The sequence below is a fragment of the Polaromonas sp. P1_H6 genome, from assembly GCF_056405195.1.
Genome location: NZ_JBFUCN010000005.1, coordinates 119,411 through 144,642, shown reverse-complemented (window position 1 = coordinate 144,642; position 25,232 = coordinate 119,411). Strand labels below are relative to the sequence as shown.

The following is a 25,232-nucleotide window of genomic DNA, read 5'->3' as shown; positions in this document are numbered from 1 at the left end:
AATCGACCTTCTTGATGACTGATTCAGAACAAAGCAAATTAATTATATCGGCCGCTGCTGCGCCCGAAAACGTCCCGGACGAAGCCCAGGAGGAGGGGGATACCACGGCCGAGATGGAATTGCGGCAGGTGATGGTTCCCGCAGAGAGTCACGGCAGCCGGCTTGACCGCGCTTTGGCTGCCATTGTGCCCGAGTTCTCGCGCACTTATCTCCAGCAACTCATTGAAGCCGGCGTGGTCAAACTGGGCGGTGTTCCGGCGACCAAGGCCTCTGCCAAAGTCAAGGCCGGCGATGAGCTCCTGATCGAACTGCGGCCCACGCCGCAAAGCCAGGCCTTCAAGCCCGAGGCCATGGCGCTGGACATCGTGTTTGAAGACGCTCACCTGATGGTGATCAACAAGCCCGCGGGGCTGGTGGTGCACCCGGCGCCCGGCAACTGGAGCGGGACCCTGCTCAACGGGCTGCTGGCGCACGACCCGCAGGCCGTGTTCCTGCCGCGCGCCGGCATCGTCCACCGCCTGGACAAAGACACCAGCGGCCTGATGGTGGTCGCCCGCCAGCGCACCGTGATGGACCAGCTGGTCGGCCTGATCGCCGCCCGCGACGTGAACCGGGAGTATGTGGCCCTGGCCCACGGCGCCTGGCAGGGCGCAAAGACTCGCCAGGTCGACGTCCCCATAGGCCGCGACCCGCGCAACCGGCTGCGCATGGCGGTGGTGGACCTGGAAAAGAACGCCGGCAAAACCGCCTCCACCGTGGTCTCGCTGCTGCAAACCGCCGGCAAGCACTGCCTGGTGAGGTGCAAGCTGCATACGGGGCGCACTCACCAGATCCGGGTCCACATGGCGTTTCTCGGCCATCCCCTGGTGTCCGACGAACTTTATGGCGGGGCGCCCGCGGCGGGGCTGGGCCGCCAGGGCCTGCACGCCTGCCGGCTGGCCTTTGAGCACCCGGTGACCGGCGAGGCCATGGAGTTCAAATCCGGGCTCCCCGCCGACCTCCAGGCCGCCGTGGCCGGTTTGGGGCTGATATACAATCAAATTCAGTAGTTTCCAGCTACCTGCACCATGGCTCCTGACGGGAGATTGCGCATGGATGCATGCGCGAACTAGCGCCGAACCCACGTTTTCCCGGCCTTTTTTTCCGCCCTTTTTCGGAACGACCACAATCATGAATACGACGGATGCAAAGCGCGTCCTCGAAACAGCACTTATTTGCGCGCAGCAACCGCTGCCACTGCGTGAAATGGGTGTCCTGTTCAACGGGGTACTGACAGCCGACAGCCTCAAGCTGGTGCTTGAAGAGTTGCAGAACGACTGGTCGGGCCGCGGCGTTGAACTTGTGCACGTCGCGACCGGCTGGCGTTTTCAAAGCCGGCCCCAGATGCGCGAATACCTGGACCGGCTGCATCCCGAAAAACCGCCGCGCTACAGCCGAGCGACGCTGGAAACGCTGGCCATCATTGCCTACCGCCAGCCGGTGACGCGCGGCGACATGGAAGACATTCGCGGCGTGACGATCAACAGCATGATCCTCAAGCAGCTCGAAGACCGCGGCTGGGTGGAGGTCATAGGCCACCGGGAGACCGTGGGACGGCCCGCGCTGTACGCGACCACCCGGCAGTTCCTCGACGACCTGGGGGTCGAGTCGCTGGACCAGCTTCCCGTCATGGACAGCAACACTTCCACGCCGGTCGCGATGCTCGAGCAGATCGAATTCGGCATGGCCGGGCTGGCGGATGGCGCGCCGCAACTGCAGGGGCTGGAACTTGCCGCGCAGGACGCAGCTCCCGCTGAAGAGCTTGCTGACGCAAGCGAACATCCTGCATCGGCGGACTCCCCGGAATCCCCCGAATCGGCCGGCACCGCTGAAGCGGCTGACGCGCCCGAACTCGCGGAGGTACTCGCCGAGGCCCCGCTTTCGCAGTCCACCGAGGACGGTGACTCCGAACCCTCCGACCAGGCCGACGGCGATTTCCCCGCACGAATGTAAAAAATGACCCAACAAGATCCCCCCGCCTCCGAACCCGTGGACGTGCCCGCTGGTGAAGACCAGACCAAGACGCTGGCCCAGGAGCCGCTTGTGCAGGAGGCTACCGAGGTGATCACACCGGCGCAAGCCGACACGGTGCGGCCGCCGCGGCCCGCCAGGGGCCGCAACGCCGCTCCCGCCGTCGGGGCGATACGGTTCGAAGACGTGGTGACGGGGCAGTTTGACGCCGACGAGGAAGACGTTGCCCTCGCACCGCCCAAGCGCGTGCTGTCGCCGCAACCCGAAACCCCCAAGCTGCACAAGGTGCTGGCCCAGGCCGGCCTGGGCTCACGCCTGGAGATGGAGCAACTGATCCTGGAAGGGCGGATTTCCGTCAATGCCGAGCCGGCCCACATCGGGCAGCGCATCCAGTTCGGCGATACGGTCAAGGTCAACGGCAAGCCGATCCGGGTGCGTATAGACCCGCCGCCCCCGCGCGTGATCGCCTATCACAAGCCCACGGGTGAAGTCGTCACGCACGACGACCCGCAGAACCGGCCGACGGTTTTCCGGCGCCTGCCCAAGCTGTTCCAGGGCAAATGGCAATCGGTGGGTCGCCTCGACCTGAACACCGAAGGCCTGTTGCTGCTGACCAGCTCCGGCGAACTGGCCAACAAGCTGATGCACCCGCGCTTCGGCCTGGAGCGCGAATATGCGGTCCGCGTGCTGGGCGCCCTGAACAATGAAGAGAAAAAGCGCCTGCTCGAAGGTGTGACCCTGGATGACGGCGTCGCCCAGTTCAGCTCCATCGAAGCCGGCGGCGGCGAGGGGGCCAATTGCTGGTACCGCGTCACCATTTCCGAGGGGCGTAACCGCGAAGTGCGGCGCATGTTTGAGGCCGTCGGCCATGCCGTCAGCCGTCTGATCCGCATCCGCTACGGCGCCATGGTGTTGCCGCGCGGCCTCAAGCGCGGTGCGTTTGTCGAACTGGACGAGCGCGATATCTGGGCCTTGACGAGCGCGCTGACGCGCTCCGAATCCCGCGCTGGCGCGCGCGCGATTACCGGAGGCCCGCAGGCAGGCGCGCCCGGCGGCGAGGGCGGCGAGGCGCGCCAGGGGCGTGGCCCGCGTCGGAACGAGCGGCCGCGCGGTGGGCGTGACCGCTTTGCGGCGCCACCGGCCGATGTGAACGCCTCCAATGCCGCGCCGCAGGACGGCGCCGAGCAGGAGCCCGATGACTCACAACCGCCGCTTCCGCGCAACGACTCCGCGCCGCGGGGCAACCGGCGCCGCGGCGGAAAAAGCCGGGGGCAGGGCGGCAACGCCGGCCCCGGCCCCCGCAGCGGGCCGCCTCCGGGCAACGGCATGCAGGGGCAAAAACGGCGTGATGACCGCGGCGATCGTGGTGATCGCGGCGACAAGCTTCCCGGCGGCGCTCAGCCCGATCCCATGAAAACCTCGTTTGGCTACATCGGCGCGGACACTTTCACGCGGCAACGCCAGGGCCAGGGGCAACAGCGCCGCGGCGGCGGCTCAGGCATGGGCGGCAGTAACAATGCCGGCGGCCAGCGCCGTAGTGGCGGTGGCGGTGGCGGAAACCGCGGGGGCGGCAATCGCGGCGGTGGAAACCGTGGCGGAAACCGCTGAGCATTCCGCAGAAGCACTCCGGATCACAGGGTTGATCTGAACCGCAGAGCCCACAGGTTAAAATCATGGGCTTTATTCAATTTTTGAATAATTTAAAAATCCAAAAAATCCAAGTTAAGGAACTCTCATGGCAATCGAACGCACTCTCTCCATCATCAAACCCGACGCAGTCGCCAAAAACGTGATCGGCCAGATCTACGCGCGTTTTGAAGCCGCCGGCCTGAAGGTCGTGGCTGCCCGTATGGCTCACCTGTCGCAAGGCGAAGCCGAGGCTTTCTACGCCGTGCACAAAGAGCGTCCTTTCTTCAAGGACCTGGTTTCCTTCATGATTTCCGGCCCGGTGATGATCCAGGCGCTGGAAGGCGAAGGCGCCATCCTGAAAAACCGCGACCTGATGGGCGCCACCGACCCGAAGAAGGCCGCCGCCGGCACCATTCGCGCCGACTTCGCCGACAGCATTGACGCCAATGCCGTGCACGGTTCCGATGCCGCGGAAACCGCCAAGGTGGAAATCGCCTTCTTTTTCCCCGGCATGAACGTCTACTCGCGTTAAACCATGTCCGACCCCATGCCTTGCTACCCCTTTCCAGGGCCGTCGCTTGCTTGGGGCGGTTCAGCCGGCTGCCTGCTGCGATGACGGCCAACCTTCTTGATTTTGATCTGGATGGTTTGGCCGCCTTCTGCGAGCGGCTCGGTGAAAAGCGCTTTCGCGCCACGCAGCTCTTTCGCTGGATCCACCAGAAGGGGGCGACCGATTTCACGCAGATGACGGACCTCGCGAAGTCCCTGCGCGAAAAGCTCCCCGAGTCGGCCCATATCGAGGGCCCCAAAGTTGTCTCCCGCCACGACTCCGCCGACGGCACCATCAAATGGCTGTTCGACGTCGGCGCCGGCGATGTCATTGAAACCGTTTTCATTCCCGAAACCGACCGCGGAACCCTGTGTATTTCCTCGCAGGCCGGCTGCGCCGTCGGCTGCCGTTTCTGCTCGACAGGCCATCAGGGCTTCAGCCGCAACCTGACCACCGGGGAAATCATCTCCCAACTGTGGTTTGCCGAACACTTCCTGCGCCAGCACCTGGGCCGCGAGGAGCGGGTGATTTCCAACGTCGTCATGATGGGCATGGGCGAGCCTCTGCAAAACTACTCGCAGCTGCTTCCCGCGCTCAAGGTCATGCTGGACGACCACGGCTACGGCCTGTCGCGGCGCCGGGTGACGGTGTCCACTTCGGGCGTGGTGCCCATGATTGACCGGCTTGCCAAGGACTGTCCTGTGGCCCTGGCCGTCTCGCTGCATGCGCCGGAAGACGCGCTGCGCGACAACCTGGTGCCGCTGAACAAAAAATACCCCATTGCGGAATTGCTGGAGGCCTGCACCCGTTACCAGGCCTCGGCGCCCCGTGATTTCATCACCTTCGAATATTGCATGCTCGATGGCGTGAACGACCAGCCCGAACACGCGCGCCAGCTGGTGTCGCTGGTCCAGGCCCACGCGGCGCGCGGCCTGTCCTGCAAATTCAACCTGATTCCCTTCAACCCGTTCCCGGCCTCCGGCCTGAAGCGTTCCGACATGCCGCAAGTCAGCGCATTTGCAAAAATCCTGATGGATGCGGGCATCGTGACCACCGTGCGCAAAACCCGCGGCGATGACATTGACGCGGCCTGCGGGCAGCTCGCGGGCGATGTGCAGGACCGCACGGGTGTGGATCAGCGCATGGCCGCCCAGCGGCAAGGTATGCTCGGGGGAATTAAAGTCGTTGTGGCCAAGGGGATGGGTGTATGAGGTTTCTCTCCAATGTGATCTGGTTGCCGGTGTGCTGGCTCGTCGTGATGCTGGCGGGATGCGCCGGCCACCCGGGCGCCCCCGGCGCCGTCGGGGCTTCCGGCGGCCGCAGCGACATCGTCACCGAATCGGACGAGCCCGACGGGCGCCGGCGTGCGCGGCTGCGGCTTGAGCTGGCCTCGGGCTACTTCGAACAGGGCCAGACCAATGTGGCGCTCGATGAAATCAAGCAATCGCTGCTGGCCGACCCGAGCTTCGGCGACGCCTACAACCTGCGCGGCCTGGTGTACATGCGCCTCAACGACATTCCAATGGCCGAAGACAGCTTTCGCCGCGCGCTGGCGCTGAATCCGCGCGACGCGGACGTGGCCCACAACTACGGCTGGCTGATGTGCCAGCAGGCGCGCTTCGCCGACGCGATGCGCTTTTTCGGCCAGGCGATGTCCAATCCCACCTATGGCGGCAGGGCCAAGACGCTGATGACGCAAGGGGTCTGCCAGATGCGTGCCGGGCAGCGCGCCGAGGCCGAGCAAAGCCTCATGCAGTCCTACGAACTGGACGCGGGCAATCCTGTGACCGGTTACAACCTGGCCCATCTTTTGTATGAGCGCGGTGAACTGACACGCGCCCAGTTCTACATCCGCCGCATCAACAACAGCGACCTGGCCAACGCCGAAAGCCTGTGGCTGGGCATCAAGACCGAGCGCAAGCTGAACAACCGGGAGTCGGTGCTGCAACTGGGCGACCAGCTGAAAAAGCGGTTTGCGCAGTCCCGCGAAGCGGCTGCCTATGAAAAGGGCTCTTTCAATGAGTGAGCTTGACCTGACACCAGCGGGGCAGTTCGGGGGTGAGGCGGCGCCTGCCGGTTTCAGCCACAGCGGCATGCCGGCGCCAGATGCGACTGCGGGCGGCCTGCTTCGCCAGGCCCGGGAGGCGGCGGGCATGCACATTGCCGCGCTGGCGGTGTCGCTCAAGGTGCCCGTAAAAAAACTGGAAGCACTGGAGCAAGACCGCTTTGACCTGCTGCCCGATGCCGTTTTCGTGCGTGCGCTGGCCTCCAGCGTGTGCCGCACCCTCAAACTCGACGCCGCCCCGGTGCTGGGCCTTTTGCCCCAGACCAGCGCACCCAAGTTGACTTACCAGGGCGCGGGCATCAACGCCCCGTTCCGCTCGCCGGGCGAGGGCCCCGGGCCGTCGATCTGGACCCAGGTTTCCAGGCCGGCCGTGCTGGCGGGACTTCTCCTGCTGCTCGGAGCCCTGGTCCTGATTTTCCTGCCGGCCGTCAAGCACGACGGCAGCAAGACGGAAACCGCCGATACCACCATGCCGCCGGGCGGCGCCGACGCCGGAAAACCGCTGCCGGTGGCCATCGCCGGCCCGGGCCTCGCCGACATCGCCAAGCCGGCCGAACAGTCCAACGCGCCTGTTGCCGCTGCCAGTGCGGGCGCCGCCTCGACGACGGTTCCCTTGTCTCTCTCGACACTGCCGCCGGCGGTGCTTAGCCCTACACCGCCAGCCGCCGTCGCTGCTCCCGCGCCGGCCGTCGTCGCACCCGCCGCGCCGGCACCTGTGGCCGCCGCCTCGCAGGCGATGCCTGCGGGCATCGTGACTTTCCGCGCCAAAGGCGAATCCTGGGTGGAAGTGACCGACGCCAAGGGCACGGTCGTGCTGCGCCGCACCCTGACGGCCGGTGAGGTCGCCGGCGCGTCCGGCGTATTGCCGTTAGCCGCCGTGGTCGGCAAGGCCGACCTTACGCAGGTGCAGGTGCGCGGGCAGGCCTTTGACCTGAACGCGGTCGCCAGGGACAACGTTGCCCGCTTCGAGGTGAAATAGTGCTGCAGGCCTGCCTTCCTATCGAGTCCGCCTTCCCCAAGGCGCGGCGCTCCCTCCAGGCGCAGGTCGCCTGGGGTTCGCGCATCGTCACCGTGGGCGGCGACGCGCCTGTACGCGTTCAATCCATGACCAACACTGACACGGTGGACGCCATAGGCACCGCCATCCAGGTCAAGGAACTCGCGCTGGCGGGCTCCGAGATGGTCCGCATCACGGTCAACACGCCGGAAGCCGCCCAGGCCGTGCCTTACGTGCGCGAACAGCTGGACCGCATGGGCGTCGACGTGCCCCTGATCGGCGATTTCCACTACAACGGCCACCGGCTGCTGACCGACTATCCCGCTTGCGCGGAGGCCTTGTCCAAATACCGCATCAATCCCGGCAACGTCGGCAAGGGCGACAAGCGTGACCGCCAGTTCGGCCAGATGATCGAAGTCGCCATGCGCTGGAACAAGGTCGTGCGCATCGGTGTGAACTGGGGCAGCCTGGACCAGGAACTGCTGGCCAGCCTGATGGATGAAAACAGCAAGCGCACGGTGCCTTGGGACGCGCGCCAGGTGATGTATGAGGCCTTGATCACCTCCGCGGTGGACTCAGCCCAGCGCGCCGAGGAAATGGGCATGGCCCGCAACCAGATCATCCTGTCCTGCAAAGTCAGCGGCGTGCAGGACCTGATCTCGGTCTACCGCGAGCTGGCCCGGCGCACCGACCACGCGCTGCACCTGGGCCTGACCGAAGCTGGCATGGGCACCAAAGGCACGGTGGCCTCGGCCACGGCGCTGGCTATCCTGTTGCAGGAGGGCGTGGGTGACACCATACGCGTCTCCCTGACCCCGCAGCCGGGCGAAGCCCGCACCCAGGAAGTCGTGATCGCCTCCGAAATCCTGCAGGCGCTGGGCCTGCGGACATTTGTCCCCAGCGTGACGGCCTGCCCGGGATGCGGCCGCACCACCAGCACCACCTTCCAGGAACTGGCCAAGCAGATTGACGACTTCCTGCGTGCCCAGATGCCCGTCTGGCGCGAACAATACCCCGGCGTCGAAGGCCTCAAGGTCGCCGTGATGGGTTGTATCGTCAACGGCCCGGGCGAAAGCAAGCATGCCGACATCGGCATCAGCCTGCCCGGCTCCGGCGAGGCACCGGCCGCGCCGGTGTTCATCGACGGCGAGAAAAAGCTGACCCTGCGCGGTGACAACATCGCGCAAGAGTTCCAGGTCATCGTTGAAAACTACATTGAAAAACGCTTTGGCACGCAAGCCGTCGCCGAGGCCGTCTAACACCCATGGTTGAAAAAACAGCTGCCGCGACGGCGGAGAAGCCCGCTTTGGCGAAGACGGAAAAGCTCACCGCCGTCAAGGGCATGAACGACATCCTGCCGCCCGAATCGGCGCGCTGGGAATGGTTCGAGGCCAAGGTGCGCGCGCTGATGGCGCGTTATGCCTACGCCAACGTGCGCACGCCCATCGTCGAGCCGACGGCGCTGTTCGTGCGCGGCCTCGGCGAGGTCACCGACATCGTCGAAAAAGAGATGTACTCCTTCGTGGACTCGATGAACGGCGACAAGCTCACGCTGCGCCCTGAGGCCACCGCCGGCATCGTGCGCGCGATGGTCGAGCACAACGCGCTGTACAACGGGCCCATGCGGGTCTGGTCCGCGGTGACGCTGTTCCGCCACGAGCGGCCGCAGAAGGGGCGCTACCGCCAGTTCCACCAGATCGACGTCGAAGCCCTGGGCTTTGCCGGGCCTGACGTGGATGCCGAGCAGATCCTGATGTGCCGCGCGCTGCTGCGCGACCTGGGCATTCCCATGGAGCACGTGCGGCTCGAACTCAACAGCCTGGGCCAGCCCGGCGAGCGCATGGCGCACCGCGCCGCGCTGATCGCCCACTTCGAGGCGCACGCCGAGGTGTTGGACGAGGACGCAAGGCGCCGGCTGCACAGCAACCCGCTACGCATCCTCGACACCAAGAATCCCGCCATGCAGGCTATCGTCGAGGCGGCGCCGCAACTGATGGACTTCCTTGGCGAAGCCTCGCTCGCGCACCTGAACGCGGTGCGCGCGGTGCTTGACGCCGCCGGCGTGGCCTACCGCATCAACCCGCGCCTGGTGCGCGGCATGGACTACTACAACCTCACCGTGTTCGAATGGATCACCGACAAGCTCGGCTCGCAGGGCACGGTCTGCGGCGGCGGGCGCTACGACGGCCTGTTTGAGCAGTTGGGCGGCAAACCGACGCCGGCGGTCGGCTGGGGCATGGGCGTGGAGCGCATGCTGCTGCTGCTCGAAGCAGTCGGCGTGCTGCCGCCCGAAAACGCGCCCGACGCCTACGCCATCCTGCCGTCGGCCGAGGCCTTGCCCGCCGCCATGGCAGCCTGCGAAGCCCTGCGCGGCGCTGGTATCAAGGTGCAGATGCACGGCGGCACGGGGGAGGGCATGGGCAGCATGAAATCCCAGTTCAAAAAGGCCGACGGCAGTGGCGCGCGCTATGCGCTGATTTTCGGCGCGGACGAGCTCGCCCAGGGCCACGTGGCCGTCAAACATCTGCGCGGCGAAAAAGACCAGGCCTTGCAAGCCCAGGTACTCCAGCCGCTGGCCGATGTGGCGGCCTGGGCCGGCACCTTGCGCGGCTGAACACCGGGACGCGCCGGCGGGCGCATGTCCTCGGGCCTCTACAATCACCCCAACTCAATCCGCGCCGTCACCGGGCCGCACAAGAAGACTTTTATGGCAAAACATCTCGATTTGGAAGAACAGGAACAGCTTGACGAACTCAAGCACTTCTGGAAGCAGTACGGTGACAGGATCACCTGGACGCTGATTGTGGTGCTGGGCGTTTTCGCGGCCTGGACCGGCTACCAGTACTGGGAGCGCACCAAGGCGGCGCAGGCCGCGGTCATGTACGAAGAAGTCGAGCGCTCCGTGCAGTCGGGCGACGCGACCCGGATCGACCGCTCCCTGGCGGACATGAAAGAGCGTTTCAGCAGCACGGCTTATGCCCAGCAGGCCGGTTTGCTGGCCGCCCGGGCTTATTACGACAAGGGCAATGTCGACTCCTCGCGCGCTGCCCTGAACTGGGTCGCCGAAAAAGCCTCCGACGAGGGTTACCAAGCCATCGCGCGCCTGCGCCTGGCGGGCCTGCTGCTCGAAAAGAAGGCGTATGACGAAGCGCTCCAGCAGGTTTCGGGCACTTTCCCCAAGGGTTTCACGGCGCTGGCCGCTGACCGCCGCGGCGACATCCTCGCCGCCCAGGGCAAAAAAGCCGAAGCCAGGGCGGAATACGAAAAGGCCTACAAAGACCTCGACGAGCGCGCCGAGTACCGCCGCCTCGTGGAAGTCAAACTCAACGCGCTGGGCGTAGACCCGGCAGCCAAGGCCAAATCCGAAACCCCCGCATCGAATCCCGAGGTGAAGAAATGATCCATTCGTCTTTCCGGCCCCTGGCCCAGGCCGTGCGCACACCGGCCCTCATCCTGCTGGTGGCCGCCTTGGGCGGATGCTCGATGTTCGGCAGCGGCCCTGCCAAGCCCCAGCCCGCTGAGCTCCAGCCCGTGACGGCCTTGGTGGCCGCCCGACAGACCTGGACCACGCGCGTCGGCCAGGTGAATTTCCCGTTGCAGACCGGAGTTTCCGGCAACAGCGTGGCGGTGGCCAGCGGCGATGGCACCGTGGCCCTGCTGGACGCCCAGACCGGCCGCGATGTCTGGCGCCTTGCGCTGAACACACCGCTGGCCGCGGGCGCCGGCAATGACGGCAAAGTCGTGGCCGTGGTGACCAAAGCCAATGAAATCGTCGCCTTGCAGGGCGGCCGCGAGCTGTGGCGCCAGAAGTTGGGCGCCCAGGCTTTCACCGCGCCTTTTGTGGCCGGCGAGCGCGTGTTTGTGCTGGCCGCGGACCGTTCGGTTACCGCCTTCGACGGGCAGACAGGGCGCAAGCTCTGGGCCCAGCAGCGCCCCAACGAACCCCTGATCCTGCGCCAGTCCGGCGTGATGCTGGCTGTCGGCGACACCCTGGTGGTAGGCCTGGCCGGCCGCCTGGCCGGCCTGAACCCTTCCAACGGCAGCATCCGCTGGGAAGCTCCCATTGCGACGCCGCGCGGCATCAATGACGTGGAACGCCTGGTCGACCTGGTCGGGCGCGTCAGCCGGCAGGGCGACGTCGTGTGCGCGCGGGCTTTCCAGGCCAGCGTCGGCTGCGTCAACGCCGCGCGCGGCAACCTGCTCTGGACCAAGCCCGCCAACGGCGTGCAGGGCCTGGACGGCGACGACCGCTTTGTCTTCGGCACCGAAGCCGACGGCAACGTGATTGCCTGGCGCCGCACCGACGGCGAACGCGCCTGGACCACGGACCGCCTGCGTTACCGCAGCCTGACCGCACCTGTGGTGGTGGGGCGTTCCATCGCCATCGGCGACTTCTCGGGTTTTGTGCACCTGCTGTCGCGTGAAGACGGCTCCCTGCTCAACCGCCTGCCCACCGACGGCACCGCCATCGCGGCCACCCCCGTGCTGGTCGGCAACACACTGATTGCCGTCACCCAGGGCGGCGGTATTTACGGCTTCCAGCCCCAATAAAGGGCCTTAGGCCCTGCCTGAAACTGATTGATGAAACCTGTCATTGCGCTAGTCGGCCGCCCCAACGTGGGCAAGTCGACGCTTTTCAACCGGCTGACCAAGACGCGGGATGCGATCGTGGCCGACTTTGCCGGCCTGACGCGGGATCGTCATTACGGTAACGGCAAGCTGGGCCCCCACGAATACATCGTGATCGACACCGGCGGCTTTGAGCCCGACGCGGCCTCCGGCATCTACAAGGAAATGGCCAAGCAGACCCGGCAGGCGGTCGCCGAGGCCGACGTGGTGGTGTTTGTGGTCGATGCCCGCGCCGGCATCAGCGCGCAGGACCACGACATCGCCAAATACCTGCGCAAGCTGGGCAAGCCCACGGTGCTGACGGCCAACAAGGCCGAGGGCATGACCGAAGGCGTGCAGCTGTCCGAGTTCTTCGAGCTGGGCCTGGGCGAGGTGCTGCCGGTTTCCGCCTCGCACGGCCAGGGCATGCGCTCGCTGGTCGACATGGCGCTGGCGCCGCTCAAGCTGCCCGACCCGGAAGAAGAAGCCGAGCCTCAGGATCCCTCCGTCATCCGCCTGGCCGTGGCCGGACGCCCCAATGTCGGGAAATCCACACTGATCAACACCTGGCTGGGCGAAGAGCGCCTGGTGGCCTTTGACCTGCCCGGCACGACCCGGGACGCCATTTCGGTGCCTTTTGAACGCGCCGGGCAGAAGTTTGAGCTCATCGACACCGCCGGGCTGCGCCGCAAAGGCAAGGTCTTCGAGGCCATCGAGAAGTTTTCCGTCGTCAAGACCCTGCAGGCCATTGAAAACGCCAATGTGGTGCTCTTGCTGCTGGACGCCACCCAGGGCGTGACCGACCAGGATGCCCACATCGCCGGCTACATCCTGGAAAGCGGGCGTTCGGTGGTCCTGGCCGTCAACAAATCGGATGCGGTGGACTCCTACCAGCGCGAACTGCTGGAGCGTTCCATCGAAACCCGGCTGGGCTTCCTCAAGTTCGCCTCCATCCATCCGATTTCGGCCATCAAGCGCCAGGGCCTGGGCCCGGTCTGGAAGTCCATCGTGCAGGCCCATGCCTCGGCCAACCGCAAGATGTCCACCCCGGTGCTGACCCGGTTGCTGCTCGAGGCGGTGCAATTCCAGCAGCCCCAGCGGTCCGGCGTGTCCCGCCCCAAGCTGCGTTACGCCCACCAGGGCGGCATGAACCCGCCCATCATCATCATCCACGGCAATTCGCTGGAGCACGTCACCGAGTCGTACAAACGCTACCTCGAAGGGCGCTTCCGCAAGGAGTTCGACCTGGTCGGCACGCCCCTGCGGATCCAGATGAAAAGCTCGCACAACCCCTTTAAGGACAAGGAATCGGCCTAGGACTACATGGCCGGGCCCACGCCCTGTGGTAAGGTCAGGTTCTATTAACTTTTGAACACGGAAAATATCGTGAGCAATAACAAAGGCCAGCTCTTGCAGGATCCATTTCTCAACACCTTGCGTCGCGAGCATGTTCCTGTATCCATCTATCTCGTCAACGGGATCAAATTGCAAGGCCAGATCGAATCCTTCGATCAATACGTGGTCCTGCTTCGCAACACTGTGACCCAGATGGTCTACAAGCATGCGATCTCCACCATCGTTCCGGGCCGCGCGGTGAATTTCGCGACCAGCGAGTCTGAAGAAAGCCCCGCCAGCTGAGTTCTTTCAATGCTCCGGTGAACCCGAAACCCCTTGTGCTTCTTGTCGGGGTGGATCTCGGATTCCCGAACTTTGATGCTGGCCTGCAGGAACTGGGTTTGCTCGCGCAAACAGCGGGCCTGCAGCCGGTTGCGCGCGTCACCTGCAAGCGCAAGGCGCCCGACGCCGCCTTGTTCATCGGCAGCGGCAAGGCCGACGAAATCAAGCTGATGGCGCTGGACACCGGTGCCACCGAAGTCTTGTTCGACCAGTCCTTGAGCCCGGCGCAACAGCGCAACCTGGAGCGCCACCTGGACATGCCGGTCAACGACCGGACCCTGCTGATTCTCGAAATTTTCGCCCAGCGCGCGCGCAGCCACGAGGGCAAGTTGCAGGTCGAACTTGCCAGGCTGCAATACATGTCCACGCGCCTGGTGCGGCGCTGGTCCCACCTGGAGCGGCAGACCGGCGGTGCCGGCGTGCGCGGCGGTCCCGGTGAAAAGCAGATCGAGCTCGACAAGCGCATGATCGGCGACGCCATCAAACGCACCAAGGAGCGCCTGGGCAAGGTCAAGAAGCAGCGGCAGACCCAGCGCAAGCAGCGCGAGCGCCGCAATTCCTTCACGATTTCCCTGGTGGGCTACACCAACGCGGGCAAGTCCACGCTCTTCAATGCGCTGGTCAAGGCGCGCGCCTATGCGGCCGACCAGCTGTTCGCCACGCTGGACACCACCACGCGGCAGCTCTACCTGGGCGATGCCGGGCGTTCGGTGTCGCTCTCGGACACCGTGGGTTTTATCCGCGACCTGCCGCACGGCTTGATAGACGCCTTCGCCGCGACCCTGCAGGAGGCGGCCGATGCCGACCTGCTGCTGCACGTGGTGGACGGCGCCAATCCCGACTACCTTGAGCAGATCGAACAGGTGCAGCGCGTGCTCTCGGAGATCGGCGCGGCCGATGTGCCGCAAATATTGGTGTTCAACAAGCTGGATGCCATTGAAAAGAACAACTTCCCCCTGCACCTGCAGGACATGTTCGAACTCAGGGACGCGTTTGAGGGCTCCAGCCGCAGCGTTGAACGGGTGTTCGTGAGCGCCCAGACAGGCGAGGGCCTGCCGCTTCTGCGGGCCTTGCTGGCCGGTTATGCGGCCAACCCGCCGGCCGAGGAAATCCCCCTGACTGCCGAGGACCTTGCCTGATATGGCGAATTCATTAGGCACAATGTCGGTGTAATGAAAAAAAGTGAGTTTGATCCCATGAATCTGAACCCCGTGCTGCAGACTTTGACGACCTTGCCAGGCCGGCTCAGGCATCGCGCCCAAGGCATGTTCAACCTCAATGATCCGCGCTGGGGCCGGGACGACGACAAAGCCTCGTCCGACGACAGCAAGCCCGAGGCACCCCGGGACGACAAGCAGCCGACCCGACCCGCCAATCGCCCGCAAGGGCAGGGCCCCAACCAGGGCCCCCCCGACCTCGACGAACTCTGGCGCGACTTCAACCGTAAGCTGGGCGGCCTTTTCGGCGGCGGCAAGAACAACCCCAATCGCGGCGGTTTCGGCCGCGGCAACGGCGGCGGAGGCGGCGGAAATAACGGCGGCTTCCAGCCCGACATGAAAAGCGCCGGCATCGGCGTCGGCCTGATCGCCAGCGTCGCCGCGCTGATCTGGCTGGGAACCGGGTTTTTCATCGTCCAGGAAGGCCAGCAGGCCGTCATCACCCAGTTCGGCAAATACCACTCCACCGTGGGCGCTGGCTTTAACTGGCGCCTGCCTTACCCGGTCCAGCGCCACGAGATCGTCGTGGTCACGCAAATCCGTTCGGTGGACATCGGCCGCGACGTCATCATCAAGGCCACCGGCCTGCGCGACTCCGCCATGCTGACCGAGGACGAAAACATCGTCGAGATCAAATTCGCCGTGCAGTACCGCCTGAACGACGCGCGCGCCTACCTGTTTGAGAGCAAGGACCCGGCCGCCGCGGTGGTGCAAGCCGCCGAGACCGCCGTGCGCGAAGTTGTCGGCAAGATGAAAATGGATTTGGCACTCGCCGACGAGCGCGACCAGATCGGCCCGCGCGTGCGCACCCTGATGCAAACCATCCTGGACCGCTACAAGGTCGGCGTGGAAGTCGTTGGCATCAACCTGCAGCAAAGCGGCGTGCGTCCGCCCGAGCAGGTGCAGTCGGCCTTCGACGACGTGCTCAAGGCAGGCCAGGAACGCGAGCGTGCCAAGAACGACGCCCAGGCCTATGCCAACAACGTGATCCCGCGCGCCGTCGGTTCCGCCTCGCGCCTGAAAGAAGAGTCCGAAGCCTACAAGGCCAAGATCGTGGCACAGGCCCAGGGTGACGCGCAGCGCTTCCGCTCGGTGCTGGCCGAATACCAGAAGGCGCCCCAGGTCACGCGCGACCGCATGTATACCGACACCATGCAGCAGGTCTATACCAACGTCACCAAGGTGCTGGTCGACTCCCGCCAGGGCAGCAACCTGCTGTACCTGCCGCTGGACAAGATCATGCAGATGAGCTCCCAGGGCGGCGATGCCGCGGTTCCCGGCGAAACACCGCTGATCCCCGGCTCGGCCTCTTCATCCACGCCCGCCGCGCCCACCTCCAGCCTGCCACCCCTCGATGCCCGTTCACGCGACTCCGCCCGTTCGCGCGACCGTGAAACACGCTAAGGAAGACGATCGTGAATAGAGTTGGATTTATTGTTTCCTCGCTGCTGGTCCTCCTGGCACTGCTCAGTTCCACGCTATTCGTGGTCGACCAACGCCAGTTCGGCGTGGTCTACGCCCTGGGGCAGATCAAGGACGTGGTCACCGAACCCGGCCTGCATTTCAAGATGCCGCCGCCGTTCCAGAACGTCTCCTACATCGACAAGCGCCTGCTGGTGCTCGACAGCGTCGACGCCGAGCCCATGCTGACGGCCGAAAAGCAGCGCGTCGTGATCGACTGGTACGTGCGCTGGCGCATCACCCAGCCCAGCGACTACATCCGCAACGTCGGCCTCGATGAAAAAGCCGGCGCCAACCAGCTCAACCGCGTGGTCCGCAACGCCTTTCAGGAAGAGATCAACAAGCGCACCGTGAAGGACCTGCTGTCGCTCAAGCGCGAAGCGCTGATGGCCGACGTCAAGCGCGAAGTGCTGCAGGCCGTGCAGGGCGCCAAGCCCTGGGGCATGGACGTGGTCGACGTGCGCATCACGCGCGTGGACTATGTGGAAGCCATCACCGATTCCGTCTACAAGCGCATGGTGGCAGAGCGCCAGCGCGTGGCCAATGAACTGCGCTCCACCGGTTTGGCAGAAGGCGAAAAAATCCGCGCCGACGCCGACCGCCAGCGCGAAGTGACCATCGCCAACGCCTACCGCGATGCGCAAAAGGTCAAGGGCGAGGGCGATGCCGAAGCCGCCCGCACCTATGCCGAATCGTTCGGGCGCGACCCGCAGTTCGCCCAGTTCTACCGCAGCCTCGATGCCTACAAAGCCAGCTTCAGCAAGAAAAGCGACGTGATGGTGCTCGATCCTTCGTCCGACTTCTTCAAGGCGATGCGCGGCCCGGGCTCCGGCAGCGCCGCACCGGCCAAAAAATAAGCCGGCGTGGACGGCAACACCTTCTGGCTGGCACTGGCCTTGATGCTGGTCATCGAGGGCCTGTTGCCTTTCATCTCTCCCGGCGGCTGGCGCCGCATGTTCGAGCAAATCCTCACCCTGGGCAACGGCCAGATCCGCTTCTTTGGGCTGTGCAGCATCGCGGCGGGCTTGGTCCTGCTGGCCGTGCTGGCCTGAATTCCGCCTCACAGCCGCACCACTATTTCGTCCCGGGGGCCTTATCAGTCTCCGGCAAGCCGAAAACCGGCTTCAAGCCCGGTAAAATGCTGTTTTTAACAGCCCACGAAAATTACAATGCCCGCCTGGTCGTCATCATGGCAATTGCCCGATCAAATTGCCGATGTCCTGCCCTCCGAGGCGCGCCACATCGAAGAGCTGCGCCGCCTGTTCCTGGACACCGCCCGCAGCTACGGCTATGAACTGGTCATGCCGCCGCTGCTCGAGCACCTCGAGTCGCTGCTGACCGGCACCGGCGAAGCACTGGACCTGCAGACTTTCAAGCTGGTCGACCAGCTTTCCGGCCGCACCCTGGGCCTGCGCGCCGACACCACCCCCCAGGTCGCCCGCATCGATGCCCATTTGCTCAATCGCAGCGGCGTGGCCCGCCTCTGCTACTGCGGCCCGGTGCTGCACACCCGCACAGACCGCCCCCACGCGACCCGCGAGCCGCTGCAGTTCGGCGCTGAGATCTACGGCCATGCCGGGCTGGAAGCCGACTTGGAAGCCCAGCAGCTGGCGCTTGAGGGCCTCAAAGCGGCTGGCGTGACCGCCTTGAGCGTTGACATGGCCGACGTGCGCATCGTCAACAGCCTGCTGGCCGGCGCCACCGTCAACGGCAAGACCCTGGCACTCATCCACACCGCGCTGGCAGCCAAGGATGCGAGCGAGCTCGACAGCCTCACTGCCAGCCCGAGCAGCGGCATTTCCGCCGAAGCGCGCGCCGGCCTCAAGGCACTTCTGCAGCTCTACGGCGATGAGAAAGTCCTGGCCGAAGCCGAAAAAGCCTTGCCGCCCTCGACCGGCCTCAAGGCCGCGCTGCAAAACCTCAAATGGCTGGCGGCCCACACCGGCGGCGAAAAAGGCGAAGTCAAGGTCAGCTTCGACCTGGCCGACCTGCGCGGCTACGCCTACTACAGCGGCACGCGTTTTGCCATTTACGGGCAGGGCGCCGAACTGGCGCGCGGCGGCCGTTATGACGAAGTCGGCGCCGTGTTCGGCCGCAACCGTCCGGCGGCCGGCTTCAGCCTGGACCTGAAGGAGCTTGTCAGCGTGCTGCCGCCCCGGCCTCTGAAGGCCGCCATACGCGCGCCGTGGAGCGAAGACGCCGGCCTGCGCGCGGCCATTGCCCGGCTGCGTGCCGGCGGCGAAACCGTGGCTTGCGTGCTGCCAGGCCATGAACATGAAGTCAATGAATTCGATTGCGACCGCGAACTGGCCCAGGTTGCCGGTCAATGGGTGGTCCAGCCCCTGAAGAAAGCCGCGTGAGGGCCGCGTGCCCCATCCGGCTTGATCCCAACACACCTTAACGAGAATTGAAGATGACAAACAAACAAACCGCAGACGCGGGCCGCAATGTCGTGGTCGTGGGCACCCAGTGGGGCGACGAAGGCAAGGGCAAGCTGGTCGACTGGCTCACCGAGATGTCTCAGGGCGTGGTGCGCTTCCAGGGCGGCCACAACGCCGGCCACACGCTGGTTATCAACGGCGTCAAAACGGCGCTGCACCTGATCCCCAGCGGCATCATGCGTCCCGGCGTGAAGTGCTACATCGGCAATGGCGTGGTGCTGTCGGCCGCCAAGCTTTTCGAGGAAATTGAAGGCCTGGAAAAAGCCGGCGTTGAAGTCCGTTCGCGCCTGCGCATCAGCGAAGCCTGCCCGCTGATCCTGCCTTTCCACGCCGCGCTCGACATCGCGCGCGAAGCCTACCGCGAAAAGGGCGGCACCACCAAGATCGGCACCACCGGCCGAGGCATAGGCCCCGCCTATGAAGACAAGATCGCCCGCCGCGCGCTGCGCGTGCAGGACCTCAAATACCCCGACCGCTTCGCCGCCAAGCTGCGCGACCTGCTGGAGCTGCACAACTTCGTGCTGACCGGCTACCTGCATGCCCCGGCCATCGATTTCGACACCGTCTACGCCGAAGCCATGCGCCACGCCGAACTGCTCAAGCCCATGATGGCCGACGTCTCGCGTGAACTCAACGACGCGCATAGCGACGGCGCCAACCTGCTTTTCGAAGGCGCGCAGGGCACCTTGCTCGACGTCGACCACGGCACCTATCCCTACGTCACCTCCAGCAACTGCGTGGCCGGCAATGCCGCTGCCGGCGCCGGCGTGGGCCCGGGCATGCTGCACTACATCCTGGGCATCACCAAGGCCTATTGCACGCGTGTGGGCGGCGGGCCGTTCCCGACCGAGCTCGACTGGGAAAAACCCGGCACCGTGGGCTACCACCTGAGCACCGTGGGGGCCGAAAAAGGCGTGACCACCGGGCGCAGCCGCCGCTGCGGCTGGTTCGACGCCGCGCTGCTCAAGCGCTCGGCCCAGGTCAACGGCCTGTCGGGCCTGTGCATCACCAAACTCGACGTGCTCGACGGCATCGACGAACTCAAGCTGTGCACCGGCTACGAACTCGACGGCCACATCACCGACATCCTGCCCATGGGTGCCGAAGAGATCGAGCGCTGCAAGCCGATCTACGAAACCATGCCCGGCTGGAGCCAGAGCACGGTCGGCGTCACGGAGTACGACAAGCTGCCCGCGGCCGCGCAAAAATACCTGCACCGCATCGAGGAAGTGACCGGCGTGCCCATCGACATGATCTCCACCAGCCCGGACCGCGACCACACCATCCTGCTGCGCAACCCCTACGCCGCCGCTTGACCGGATACCCGCCACAGCTTTAGCCAAACAGCCTGCCGCCCCCTGAAACGGGCGCAGGCAGCGAATACATCAGGAGCGCCACCCATGTTGACAGAAGACGGCAAGCATCTCTATGTGAGCTATGACGAATACCACAACCTGATCGAGAAACTGGCCATCAAGATCCACCAGTCCGGCTGGCAATTCGACACCATCCTGTGCCTGGCCCGCGGCGGCATGCGCCCCGGCGACATCCTGTCGCGCATCTTCGACAAGCCGCTGGCCATCATGTCCACCAGCTCCTACCGTGCCGATGCCGGCATGACGCAGGGCAACCTCGACATCGCCCGCTTCATCACAACGCCCAAGGGCGAGATCGCCGGCAAGGTGCTGCTGGTCGACGATCTGGCCGATTCCGGCCACACGCTCAACGCCGTGATCCACCAGCTCAAGAACAACTACAAGCCCATCACCGAGCTGCGCAGCGCCGTGATCTGGACCAAGGGTGTTTCCACTTTCCAGCCTGATTATTCGGTCGAACTGCTGCCCACCAATCCCTGGATTCACCAGCCGTTTGAGGGCTATGACTCGCTGTCACCGGCGCAGCTGATGGCGAAGTGGAAGATTTAGCCCCCACGGTCGCTCACTTCGAGCCTGCGGCAGCTCCCTGCCCCTCGCACTGAGAAAGGGGCCGCTGCGCCTGCGGCCCGGCAAAGCCGATTCCGCGGCCCTTGCTTGGATGGGGACGGCCTTACGGGCGCGGCTTTTGTTCTGCTGCTCTTCAAGCCTCTGAGCTTGCCGTTAATATGCGGTCATGAGCGACATTTCCACCACCCTGATCCACCACCCCTACAAGCCGCCCGCCGGGTTTGACGCGATTCCGCCTGGCGTCTACAAGGCTTCCACCATCGCTTTTCCCACCGTCGCCGCGCTGCGCAGCCGGGACTGGAAGCACAAGACCGGCTACACCTACGGCCTGCACGGCACGCCCACCACCTTCACGCTAGAAGAGCGCGTCGCCACCCTGGAGGGCGGCAAGTACTGCACGCTGGTGCCCAGCGGCCTGGCGGCCGTGGTGCTGGTCGGCATGGCGCTGCTCAAGGCCGGCGACGAGCTGCTGATTCCCGACAACGCCTACGGGCCCAACAAGAGCTTTGCGCAGGGCGAGCTGGCCGCCTGGGGCATCACCCACCGCTTTTACGACGCGATGAACCCCGCCGACCTGGCCGCCAAGCTGGGCCCGAAAACCCGGCTGGTGTGGATAGAGGCGCCGGGCTCCATCACGCTGGAATTCCCCGACATGCCCGCGCTGGTCGCTGCCGTCAAGGCGCACAAGGATACCCACCCCGCAGGCATCGTGACCGCGCTCGACAACACCTGGGGTGCGGGCCTGGCTTTCAACGCTTTTGATCTCGGCCTGGACATCTCGGTCCAGGCGCTGACCAAATACCCCAGCGGCGGCGCCGATGTGCTGATGGGCTCCGTCGTCACGCGCGACGAAGCGCTGCACCACCTGGTCCACTTCTGCCACATGCGCGTCGGCTACGGCATAGGCGGCAACGATGCCGAACTGGTGCTGCGCGGCCTTAACAGCATGGCCTTGCGCTACGCGGCCCAGGACGCCGCCACGCGGGAACTGGCCGGCTGGCTGGCCGGCCAATCCCAGATCGCCACCGTATTGCACCCGGCCTTGCCCGGATCGCCCGGCCATGAGGTCTGGAAGCGCGACTGTAGCGGTGCCGCCTGCCTCATGAGCGCCGTCTTCAAGCCGGAGTTCACCCAGGCACAGGTGGACCGTTTTTGTGACAGCCTGAAACTTTTTAAACTAGGTTACAGCTGGGCCGGCCCCATGAGCTTGTGCGCTCCGTACGACATCCCGGCGCTACGCACCACGCCCTGGCCCTACAAAGGCGGCCTGGTGCGCTTTTCGGTAGGCCTGGAGGCCGTCGCCGACCTGCGGGCCGACATTGCGCAGGCCCTGGAAAAAGCCTGATCCAAAAGCGGGGCAAACGCCTGGTATCCAGTGGCGGCAATGCAGTACAGTAAGGCTTACTTATTCAGATGAAAGCACGCAGTGGCAACTCCCAACTATTCCTACGAAAAGCGCCAGAAAGAGCTTGCGAAAAAACGCAAAAAAGAAGAAAAGCTCAAGCGCAAGGCCGAGGGCAAGCCGGATGATGTAGCTGACGATGGGAACGATGCGCCGCCCAATGACGGCGATGCGCCGGCTGGCGTGCCACCCGCTGACCCGGCGCCCTGAACTTTCAAATTTCCAGTGAAGGATGAGCGTAAACGGTTACCAGCTCATACCCCTCGAAAACCCGGAACACCCAGCGTGTTGCCGGGTTTTTTTGTTGATGGCCGGCGCTTTTGCCGGACGGCATCGCCAGTCTATTTAGGTAACCAGCCCAGTTCCCTGGCATGCAGGCTTTGCACATACAGCCTGTCCGCCGTCTCCGTCACGGCGGTTGTTTCGGGATAGGCACCTGTCGGGTCCTGCAGGTCGGCCACCACTTTTCCTTCTTCCGTGAACGCCACCACGTGGCCATAGGCCTTGGGAATAGGCCACAAGGCGCGAGGCAGGCGCAGTATGAGCTTGCGCATGAAGGGCTTGCGGGCCAGGCCGTCAATCGTCGGGTTGCGCGGCTTGACGAGGCCCACCCATACCTTGCCGTCCAGGCCACGCATCAGGTTGTCGGGGTAGCCCGGCAGATTGTCAAAAAGTGGCTGGAGGCCGCTGCCGGGCTGGCCGACGTCCTGTTCCCGCGCATCCACCGGCAGTTTCCAGATGCGGTATCTGCCGGTTTCGGCCACAAACAGCGAGCGCTCGTCCTGGCTCAAGGCCACGCCGTTGGCAAAGCTCAGGCCCTTGGCCACGACGCGGGTGGCTAGGGTCGCCGGGTCGTACTCAATGACCCGGCCGGTGGCGGACTGCTCCAGGATGTCGAGAATGCTGGCTTCGAAGGTGCCGCCCCATTGCCGGGCCCCAAAGCGGGTGGATGCGTCGCTGAAGTACACCTTGCCATTGCGTGCCACCACCACCGCATTGGCATACAGAATCGGGCTGCCACCGGACTTGTCCGCCAGCACCGTCACTTTCCTGTCCGGCGAAATCGACAGCAGGCCTTTGAACGCATCGGCGGCGATGAGATTACCGGCGGCATCGAAATCAAAACCAAGTACGCGGCCACCGGTGTTGACCACCACTTCCTGGCCGCTCCCGTCGGGATTCATCCGCAGGATGGCGCCGCTGGCCACCGTGGCGTAGAGTTTTCCATCCCGGGCCACTACCAAATGTTCAGGACCTGCTTCGGCCCCCAGCGGGATGGTTTTCAGCTTGGCGAGTTTGTTGTTGGCGGCGAAAGGGCCGCTGTAGCCGGGTGCCGTGGGCGCTTCCCAGCTTTGCGGCGCGACGGGCACCGGCCACAGGCACAGGTAGGCGGCCAGCCCGGCCAGGGCGATACCGATGGCGGCAAGGATTTTTTTCATGGTGTTTTCTCCTCCCTGAGAATCGCTTCCGCCAGCCCCCCCAGGGTCTGCTTCGACCGGTCGGCCGCGCGGAGCGCCGTGGCCTTGGGGTACTGGCTGAAGTTGCGCTCCATGGAGCGTGCATAGCCCGGGTCGTAGTGAAGGGTGAGCAGTTCGCGGACCACAGAGGCCACGTCGCCGCCGCGGGCGCGCGCCTGCCAGTCCTGCACCACGGCCTTGCCGCGGGCCTCCGTCAAGGCGCCCAGGCGTTCGCAGAAGTGTTCGATGTCCTGCACGAAAAAGGCATAGTCCTCCAGCAGCAGCGCGACGCGCTCGTCCTCCGAAAGCTCGATCTGCAGGCAGGGGCTGGCCCGCATGGCAGCGATCAGGCCATCGGGCACCGCCACGTTGCCGACCTTTTTACTTTCGCTTTCAACATAGACCGGCCTGGCCGGGTCGAAGCCGCGCAAGGCGGACCAGATGCCGCTGTCAAAGGCTTTCTGCCTGGGCTGCTGAACGCCGGGAATCGCACCCAGCACCGAGCTGCGGTGGTTGGCCAGCGCCTCCAGGTCCAGTACCTGCGCGCCTTGGTCTGCCAGGGCCTGCAGCAGCCGGGTCTTGCCCGAGCCGGTGGGGCCGCAGACCACCCGGTAGCGCAGGCGCGCGGCCAGTTGCGGCAGGTCGGCCAGCAGCGCCGCCCGGAAGGCCTTGTAGCCGCCGTCCACCAGCGTGACCCTGAAGCCGATCTGGTCCAGCACCAGCGCCAGCGAGCCGCTGCGTTTGCCGCCGCGCCAGCAGTAGAGCAGGGGCTGCCATTCACGTGGCTTGTCGAGCACGTCACGCTGTATGTGTTCGGCGATGTTTTTCGCCACCAGTGCCGCCCCCAGTTTTTTGGCCTCGAACTGGCTGATCTGCTTGTATTTGGTGCCGACGATCTTCCGCTCCTCGTCGTGCAGGCTGGGCCAATTCAGCGCGCCGGGCAGATGGTCTTCGGCGTATTCGCCCTCGCTGCGGGCATCGATGACGTCGGAGTAGCGGCCCAGCGCGGAAAGCGCTTCTTCGGCGGAAATACGTTCAAGCGTCACTTGATCAGTTTCTTGAGTTCGGGCCACACATTGGCCAGCATGCGGGCCTGCGATTGCTCGTTGGGGTGGATGCGGTCGGCCTGGAAGCTGGCCACCGGGTCGGTGGCGTCCGCGATGCCTTTCAGGAAAAACGGCACCAGCGCGACCTTTTCCGCCTTGGCGATCTTGGTGAACAGCCCCGAAAAGGTTGCCGCGTAGGCACTGCCGTAGTTGGGCGGCACCTGCATCCCGACCAACAGCACGCGCGCGCCGGCCTTTTTGGCGGCCTGCGTCATCGCGCTGAGGTTTTGCTCGGTCATGTCCAGCGGCAGGCCGCGCAGGGCGTCATTGCCGCCCAGCTCTATCACCACCACGGCGGGCTTGTGCTGCGCCAGCAGGGCCGGCAGGCGTGAGCGGCCGCCCGAGGTGGTGTCGCCGCTGATGCTGGCGTTGACGACCCGGGCGTTCTTTTTCTCGTCAGCCAGCTGCTTTTCCAGCAGAGGCACCCAGCCCGTTCCGCGCTTGAGGCCGTATTCGGCGCTCAGGGAGTCACCGACGACCAGCACGGTAGTGGCCTGGGCGGCGGAGGCGGGCGCCTGCGCGTGGGCGGCCGGCACCGCGCCCAGCAAGGCGGCCGCGAGCAGCGCGGCCAAAGGTTTTACCAGGCGGCTCGCCGTTTGGATGGCAAGCTTGGTAAAGTCGGATTTCATATTTTCTGACAAGGCTGACATGTTTGAACCCGCGGTGAGT

The 25,232-nt window shown here is 65.1% G+C and carries 25 protein-coding genes; 22 read left to right on the top strand and 3 right to left on the bottom strand.

The window, feature by feature from the left end:
* Nucleotides 1-14: 14 nt before the first annotated feature.
* The 22 genes from AC1D1F_RS06855 to AC1D1F_RS06750 all read left to right on the top strand — a co-directional run bounded on the left by AC1D1F_RS06855 (nt 15) and on the right by AC1D1F_RS06750 (nt 22,210).
* A complete protein-coding gene (locus AC1D1F_RS06855; RefSeq protein WP_477675324.1) occupies nt 15-1,049 on the top strand; it encodes an RluA family pseudouridine synthase in 1,035 nt (344 codons plus the stop codon).
* 121 nt (nt 1,050-1,170) lie between these two features.
* Nucleotides 1,171-1,992 (top strand): SMC-Scp complex subunit ScpB, encoded by an 822-nt coding sequence (scpB, locus tag AC1D1F_RS06850; RefSeq protein ID WP_477675323.1) that lies wholly within the window; start codon nt 1,171-1,173, stop codon nt 1,990-1,992.
* 3 nt (nt 1,993-1,995) lie between these two features.
* Nucleotides 1,996-3,618 (top strand): pseudouridine synthase, encoded by a 1,623-nt coding sequence (locus tag AC1D1F_RS06845; RefSeq protein WP_477696642.1) that lies wholly within the window; start codon nt 1,996-1,998, stop codon nt 3,616-3,618.
* Nucleotides 3,619-3,745: 127 nt separating this feature from the next.
* A complete protein-coding gene (gene ndk, locus AC1D1F_RS06840; RefSeq protein WP_122956648.1) occupies nt 3,746-4,171 on the top strand; it encodes a nucleoside-diphosphate kinase in 426 nt (141 codons plus the stop codon).
* An 80-nt stretch (nt 4,172-4,251) separates the two neighbouring features.
* Entirely contained in the window at nt 4,252-5,400 is a 1,149-nt protein-coding gene (rlmN, locus tag AC1D1F_RS06835) for a dual-specificity RNA methyltransferase RlmN (protein ID WP_477675321.1), read from the top strand.
* The gene (pilW, locus tag AC1D1F_RS06830) at nt 5,397-6,215 is read left to right on the top strand and encodes a type IV pilus biogenesis/stability protein PilW (protein WP_477675320.1); all 819 of its coding nucleotides are present in this window, start codon (nt 5,397-5,399) and stop codon (nt 6,213-6,215) included. Before rlmN ends, pilW begins: the two co-directional genes overlap by 4 nt.
* Entirely contained in the window at nt 6,208-7,233 is a 1,026-nt protein-coding gene (locus AC1D1F_RS06825; RefSeq protein WP_477675319.1) for a RodZ domain-containing protein, read from the top strand. The genes pilW and AC1D1F_RS06825 overlap by 8 nt, the downstream gene beginning before the upstream one ends.
* Nucleotides 7,234-7,235: 2 nt before the next feature.
* Nucleotides 7,236-8,510: a flavodoxin-dependent (E)-4-hydroxy-3-methylbut-2-enyl-diphosphate synthase gene (gene ispG / locus AC1D1F_RS06820; RefSeq protein WP_477696650.1), complete on the top strand. Its 1,275-nt coding sequence runs from the start codon at nt 7,236-7,238 to the stop codon at nt 8,508-8,510.
* A gap of 5 nt (nt 8,511-8,515) precedes the next feature.
* Nucleotides 8,516-9,865, top strand: a complete 1,350-nt coding sequence (hisS, locus tag AC1D1F_RS06815) for a histidine--tRNA ligase (RefSeq protein ID WP_477675318.1) — start codon at nt 8,516-8,518, stop codon at nt 9,863-9,865.
* Nucleotides 9,866-9,958: 93 nt separating this feature from the next.
* Nucleotides 9,959-10,651: a YfgM family protein gene (locus AC1D1F_RS06810; protein WP_477675317.1), complete on the top strand. Its 693-nt coding sequence runs from the start codon at nt 9,959-9,961 to the stop codon at nt 10,649-10,651.
* Nucleotides 10,648-11,802 (top strand): outer membrane protein assembly factor BamB, encoded by a 1,155-nt coding sequence (bamB, locus tag AC1D1F_RS06805; RefSeq protein ID WP_477684465.1) that lies wholly within the window; start codon nt 10,648-10,650, stop codon nt 11,800-11,802. Before AC1D1F_RS06810 ends, bamB begins: the two co-directional genes overlap by 4 nt.
* Nucleotides 11,803-11,832: 30 nt before the next feature.
* Nucleotides 11,833-13,176, top strand: coding sequence for a ribosome biogenesis GTPase Der (gene der / locus AC1D1F_RS06800; RefSeq protein ID WP_477675315.1), 1,344 nt, complete (start codon nt 11,833-11,835; stop codon nt 13,174-13,176).
* Between the two features lie 69 nt (nt 13,177-13,245).
* Nucleotides 13,246-13,497 (top strand): RNA chaperone Hfq, encoded by a 252-nt coding sequence (gene hfq, locus AC1D1F_RS06795; protein WP_007871209.1) that lies wholly within the window; start codon nt 13,246-13,248, stop codon nt 13,495-13,497.
* Nucleotides 13,494-14,675, top strand: coding sequence for a GTPase HflX (hflX, locus tag AC1D1F_RS06790; protein ID WP_477675328.1), 1,182 nt, complete (start codon nt 13,494-13,496; stop codon nt 14,673-14,675). Before hfq ends, hflX begins: the two co-directional genes overlap by 4 nt.
* 57 nt (nt 14,676-14,732) lie before the next feature.
* Nucleotides 14,733-16,157 (top strand): FtsH protease activity modulator HflK, encoded by a 1,425-nt coding sequence (gene hflK / locus AC1D1F_RS06785; protein WP_477696643.1) that lies wholly within the window; start codon nt 14,733-14,735, stop codon nt 16,155-16,157.
* A gap of 11 nt (nt 16,158-16,168) precedes the next feature.
* Nucleotides 16,169-17,071 carry a protease modulator HflC gene (hflC, locus tag AC1D1F_RS06780; RefSeq protein ID WP_436154375.1) on the top strand — a complete coding sequence of 301 codons (903 nt, stop codon included), beginning with the start codon at nt 16,169-16,171 and terminating at the stop codon, nt 17,069-17,071.
* A 6-nt stretch (nt 17,072-17,077) separates the two neighbouring features.
* Nucleotides 17,078-17,266, top strand: a complete 189-nt coding sequence (locus AC1D1F_RS06775) for a DUF2065 domain-containing protein (RefSeq protein ID WP_477675313.1) — start codon at nt 17,078-17,080, stop codon at nt 17,264-17,266.
* Between the two features lie 117 nt (nt 17,267-17,383).
* Nucleotides 17,384-18,574, top strand: a complete 1,191-nt coding sequence (locus tag AC1D1F_RS06770; RefSeq protein ID WP_477675312.1) for an ATP phosphoribosyltransferase regulatory subunit — start codon at nt 17,384-17,386, stop codon at nt 18,572-18,574.
* Nucleotides 18,575-18,627: 53 nt separating this feature from the next.
* Nucleotides 18,628-19,971 carry an adenylosuccinate synthase gene (locus AC1D1F_RS06765; RefSeq protein ID WP_477652079.1) on the top strand — a complete coding sequence of 448 codons (1,344 nt, stop codon included), beginning with the start codon at nt 18,628-18,630 and terminating at the stop codon, nt 19,969-19,971.
* 84 nt (nt 19,972-20,055) lie between these two features.
* On the top strand, nt 20,056-20,580 hold the full coding sequence (locus AC1D1F_RS06760) for a phosphoribosyltransferase (RefSeq protein WP_411877599.1): 525 nt from the start codon (nt 20,056-20,058) through the stop codon (nt 20,578-20,580).
* Nucleotides 20,581-20,764: 184 nt separating this feature from the next.
* Nucleotides 20,765-21,943, top strand: a complete 1,179-nt coding sequence (locus AC1D1F_RS06755; protein ID WP_477675311.1) for a PLP-dependent transferase — start codon at nt 20,765-20,767, stop codon at nt 21,941-21,943.
* Nucleotides 21,944-22,024: 81 nt separating this feature from the next.
* Nucleotides 22,025-22,210, top strand: a complete 186-nt coding sequence (locus AC1D1F_RS06750; protein WP_477652077.1) for a hypothetical protein — start codon at nt 22,025-22,027, stop codon at nt 22,208-22,210.
* 131 nt (nt 22,211-22,341) lie between these two features.
* Here the strand turns inward: AC1D1F_RS06750 and AC1D1F_RS06745 are convergent, their stop codons facing one another.
* The 3 genes from AC1D1F_RS06745 to AC1D1F_RS06735 are packed head-to-tail and all read right to left on the bottom strand — an operon-like array spanning nt 22,342 to nt 25,192.
* Entirely contained in the window at nt 22,342-23,439 is a 1,098-nt protein-coding gene (locus tag AC1D1F_RS06745) for an SMP-30/gluconolactonase/LRE family protein (protein ID WP_477696644.1), read from the bottom strand.
* Nucleotides 23,436-24,503 carry a tRNA 2-selenouridine(34) synthase MnmH gene (gene mnmH / locus AC1D1F_RS06740; RefSeq protein WP_477675309.1) on the bottom strand — a complete coding sequence of 356 codons (1,068 nt, stop codon included), beginning with the start codon at nt 24,501-24,503 and terminating at the stop codon, nt 23,436-23,438. Before mnmH ends, AC1D1F_RS06745 begins: the two co-directional genes overlap by 4 nt.
* Nucleotides 24,500-25,192 carry an arylesterase gene (locus AC1D1F_RS06735; RefSeq protein WP_477675308.1) on the bottom strand — a complete coding sequence of 231 codons (693 nt, stop codon included), beginning with the start codon at nt 25,190-25,192 and terminating at the stop codon, nt 24,500-24,502. The genes mnmH and AC1D1F_RS06735 overlap by 4 nt, the downstream gene beginning before the upstream one ends.
* Nucleotides 25,193-25,232 lie beyond the last annotated feature (40 nt).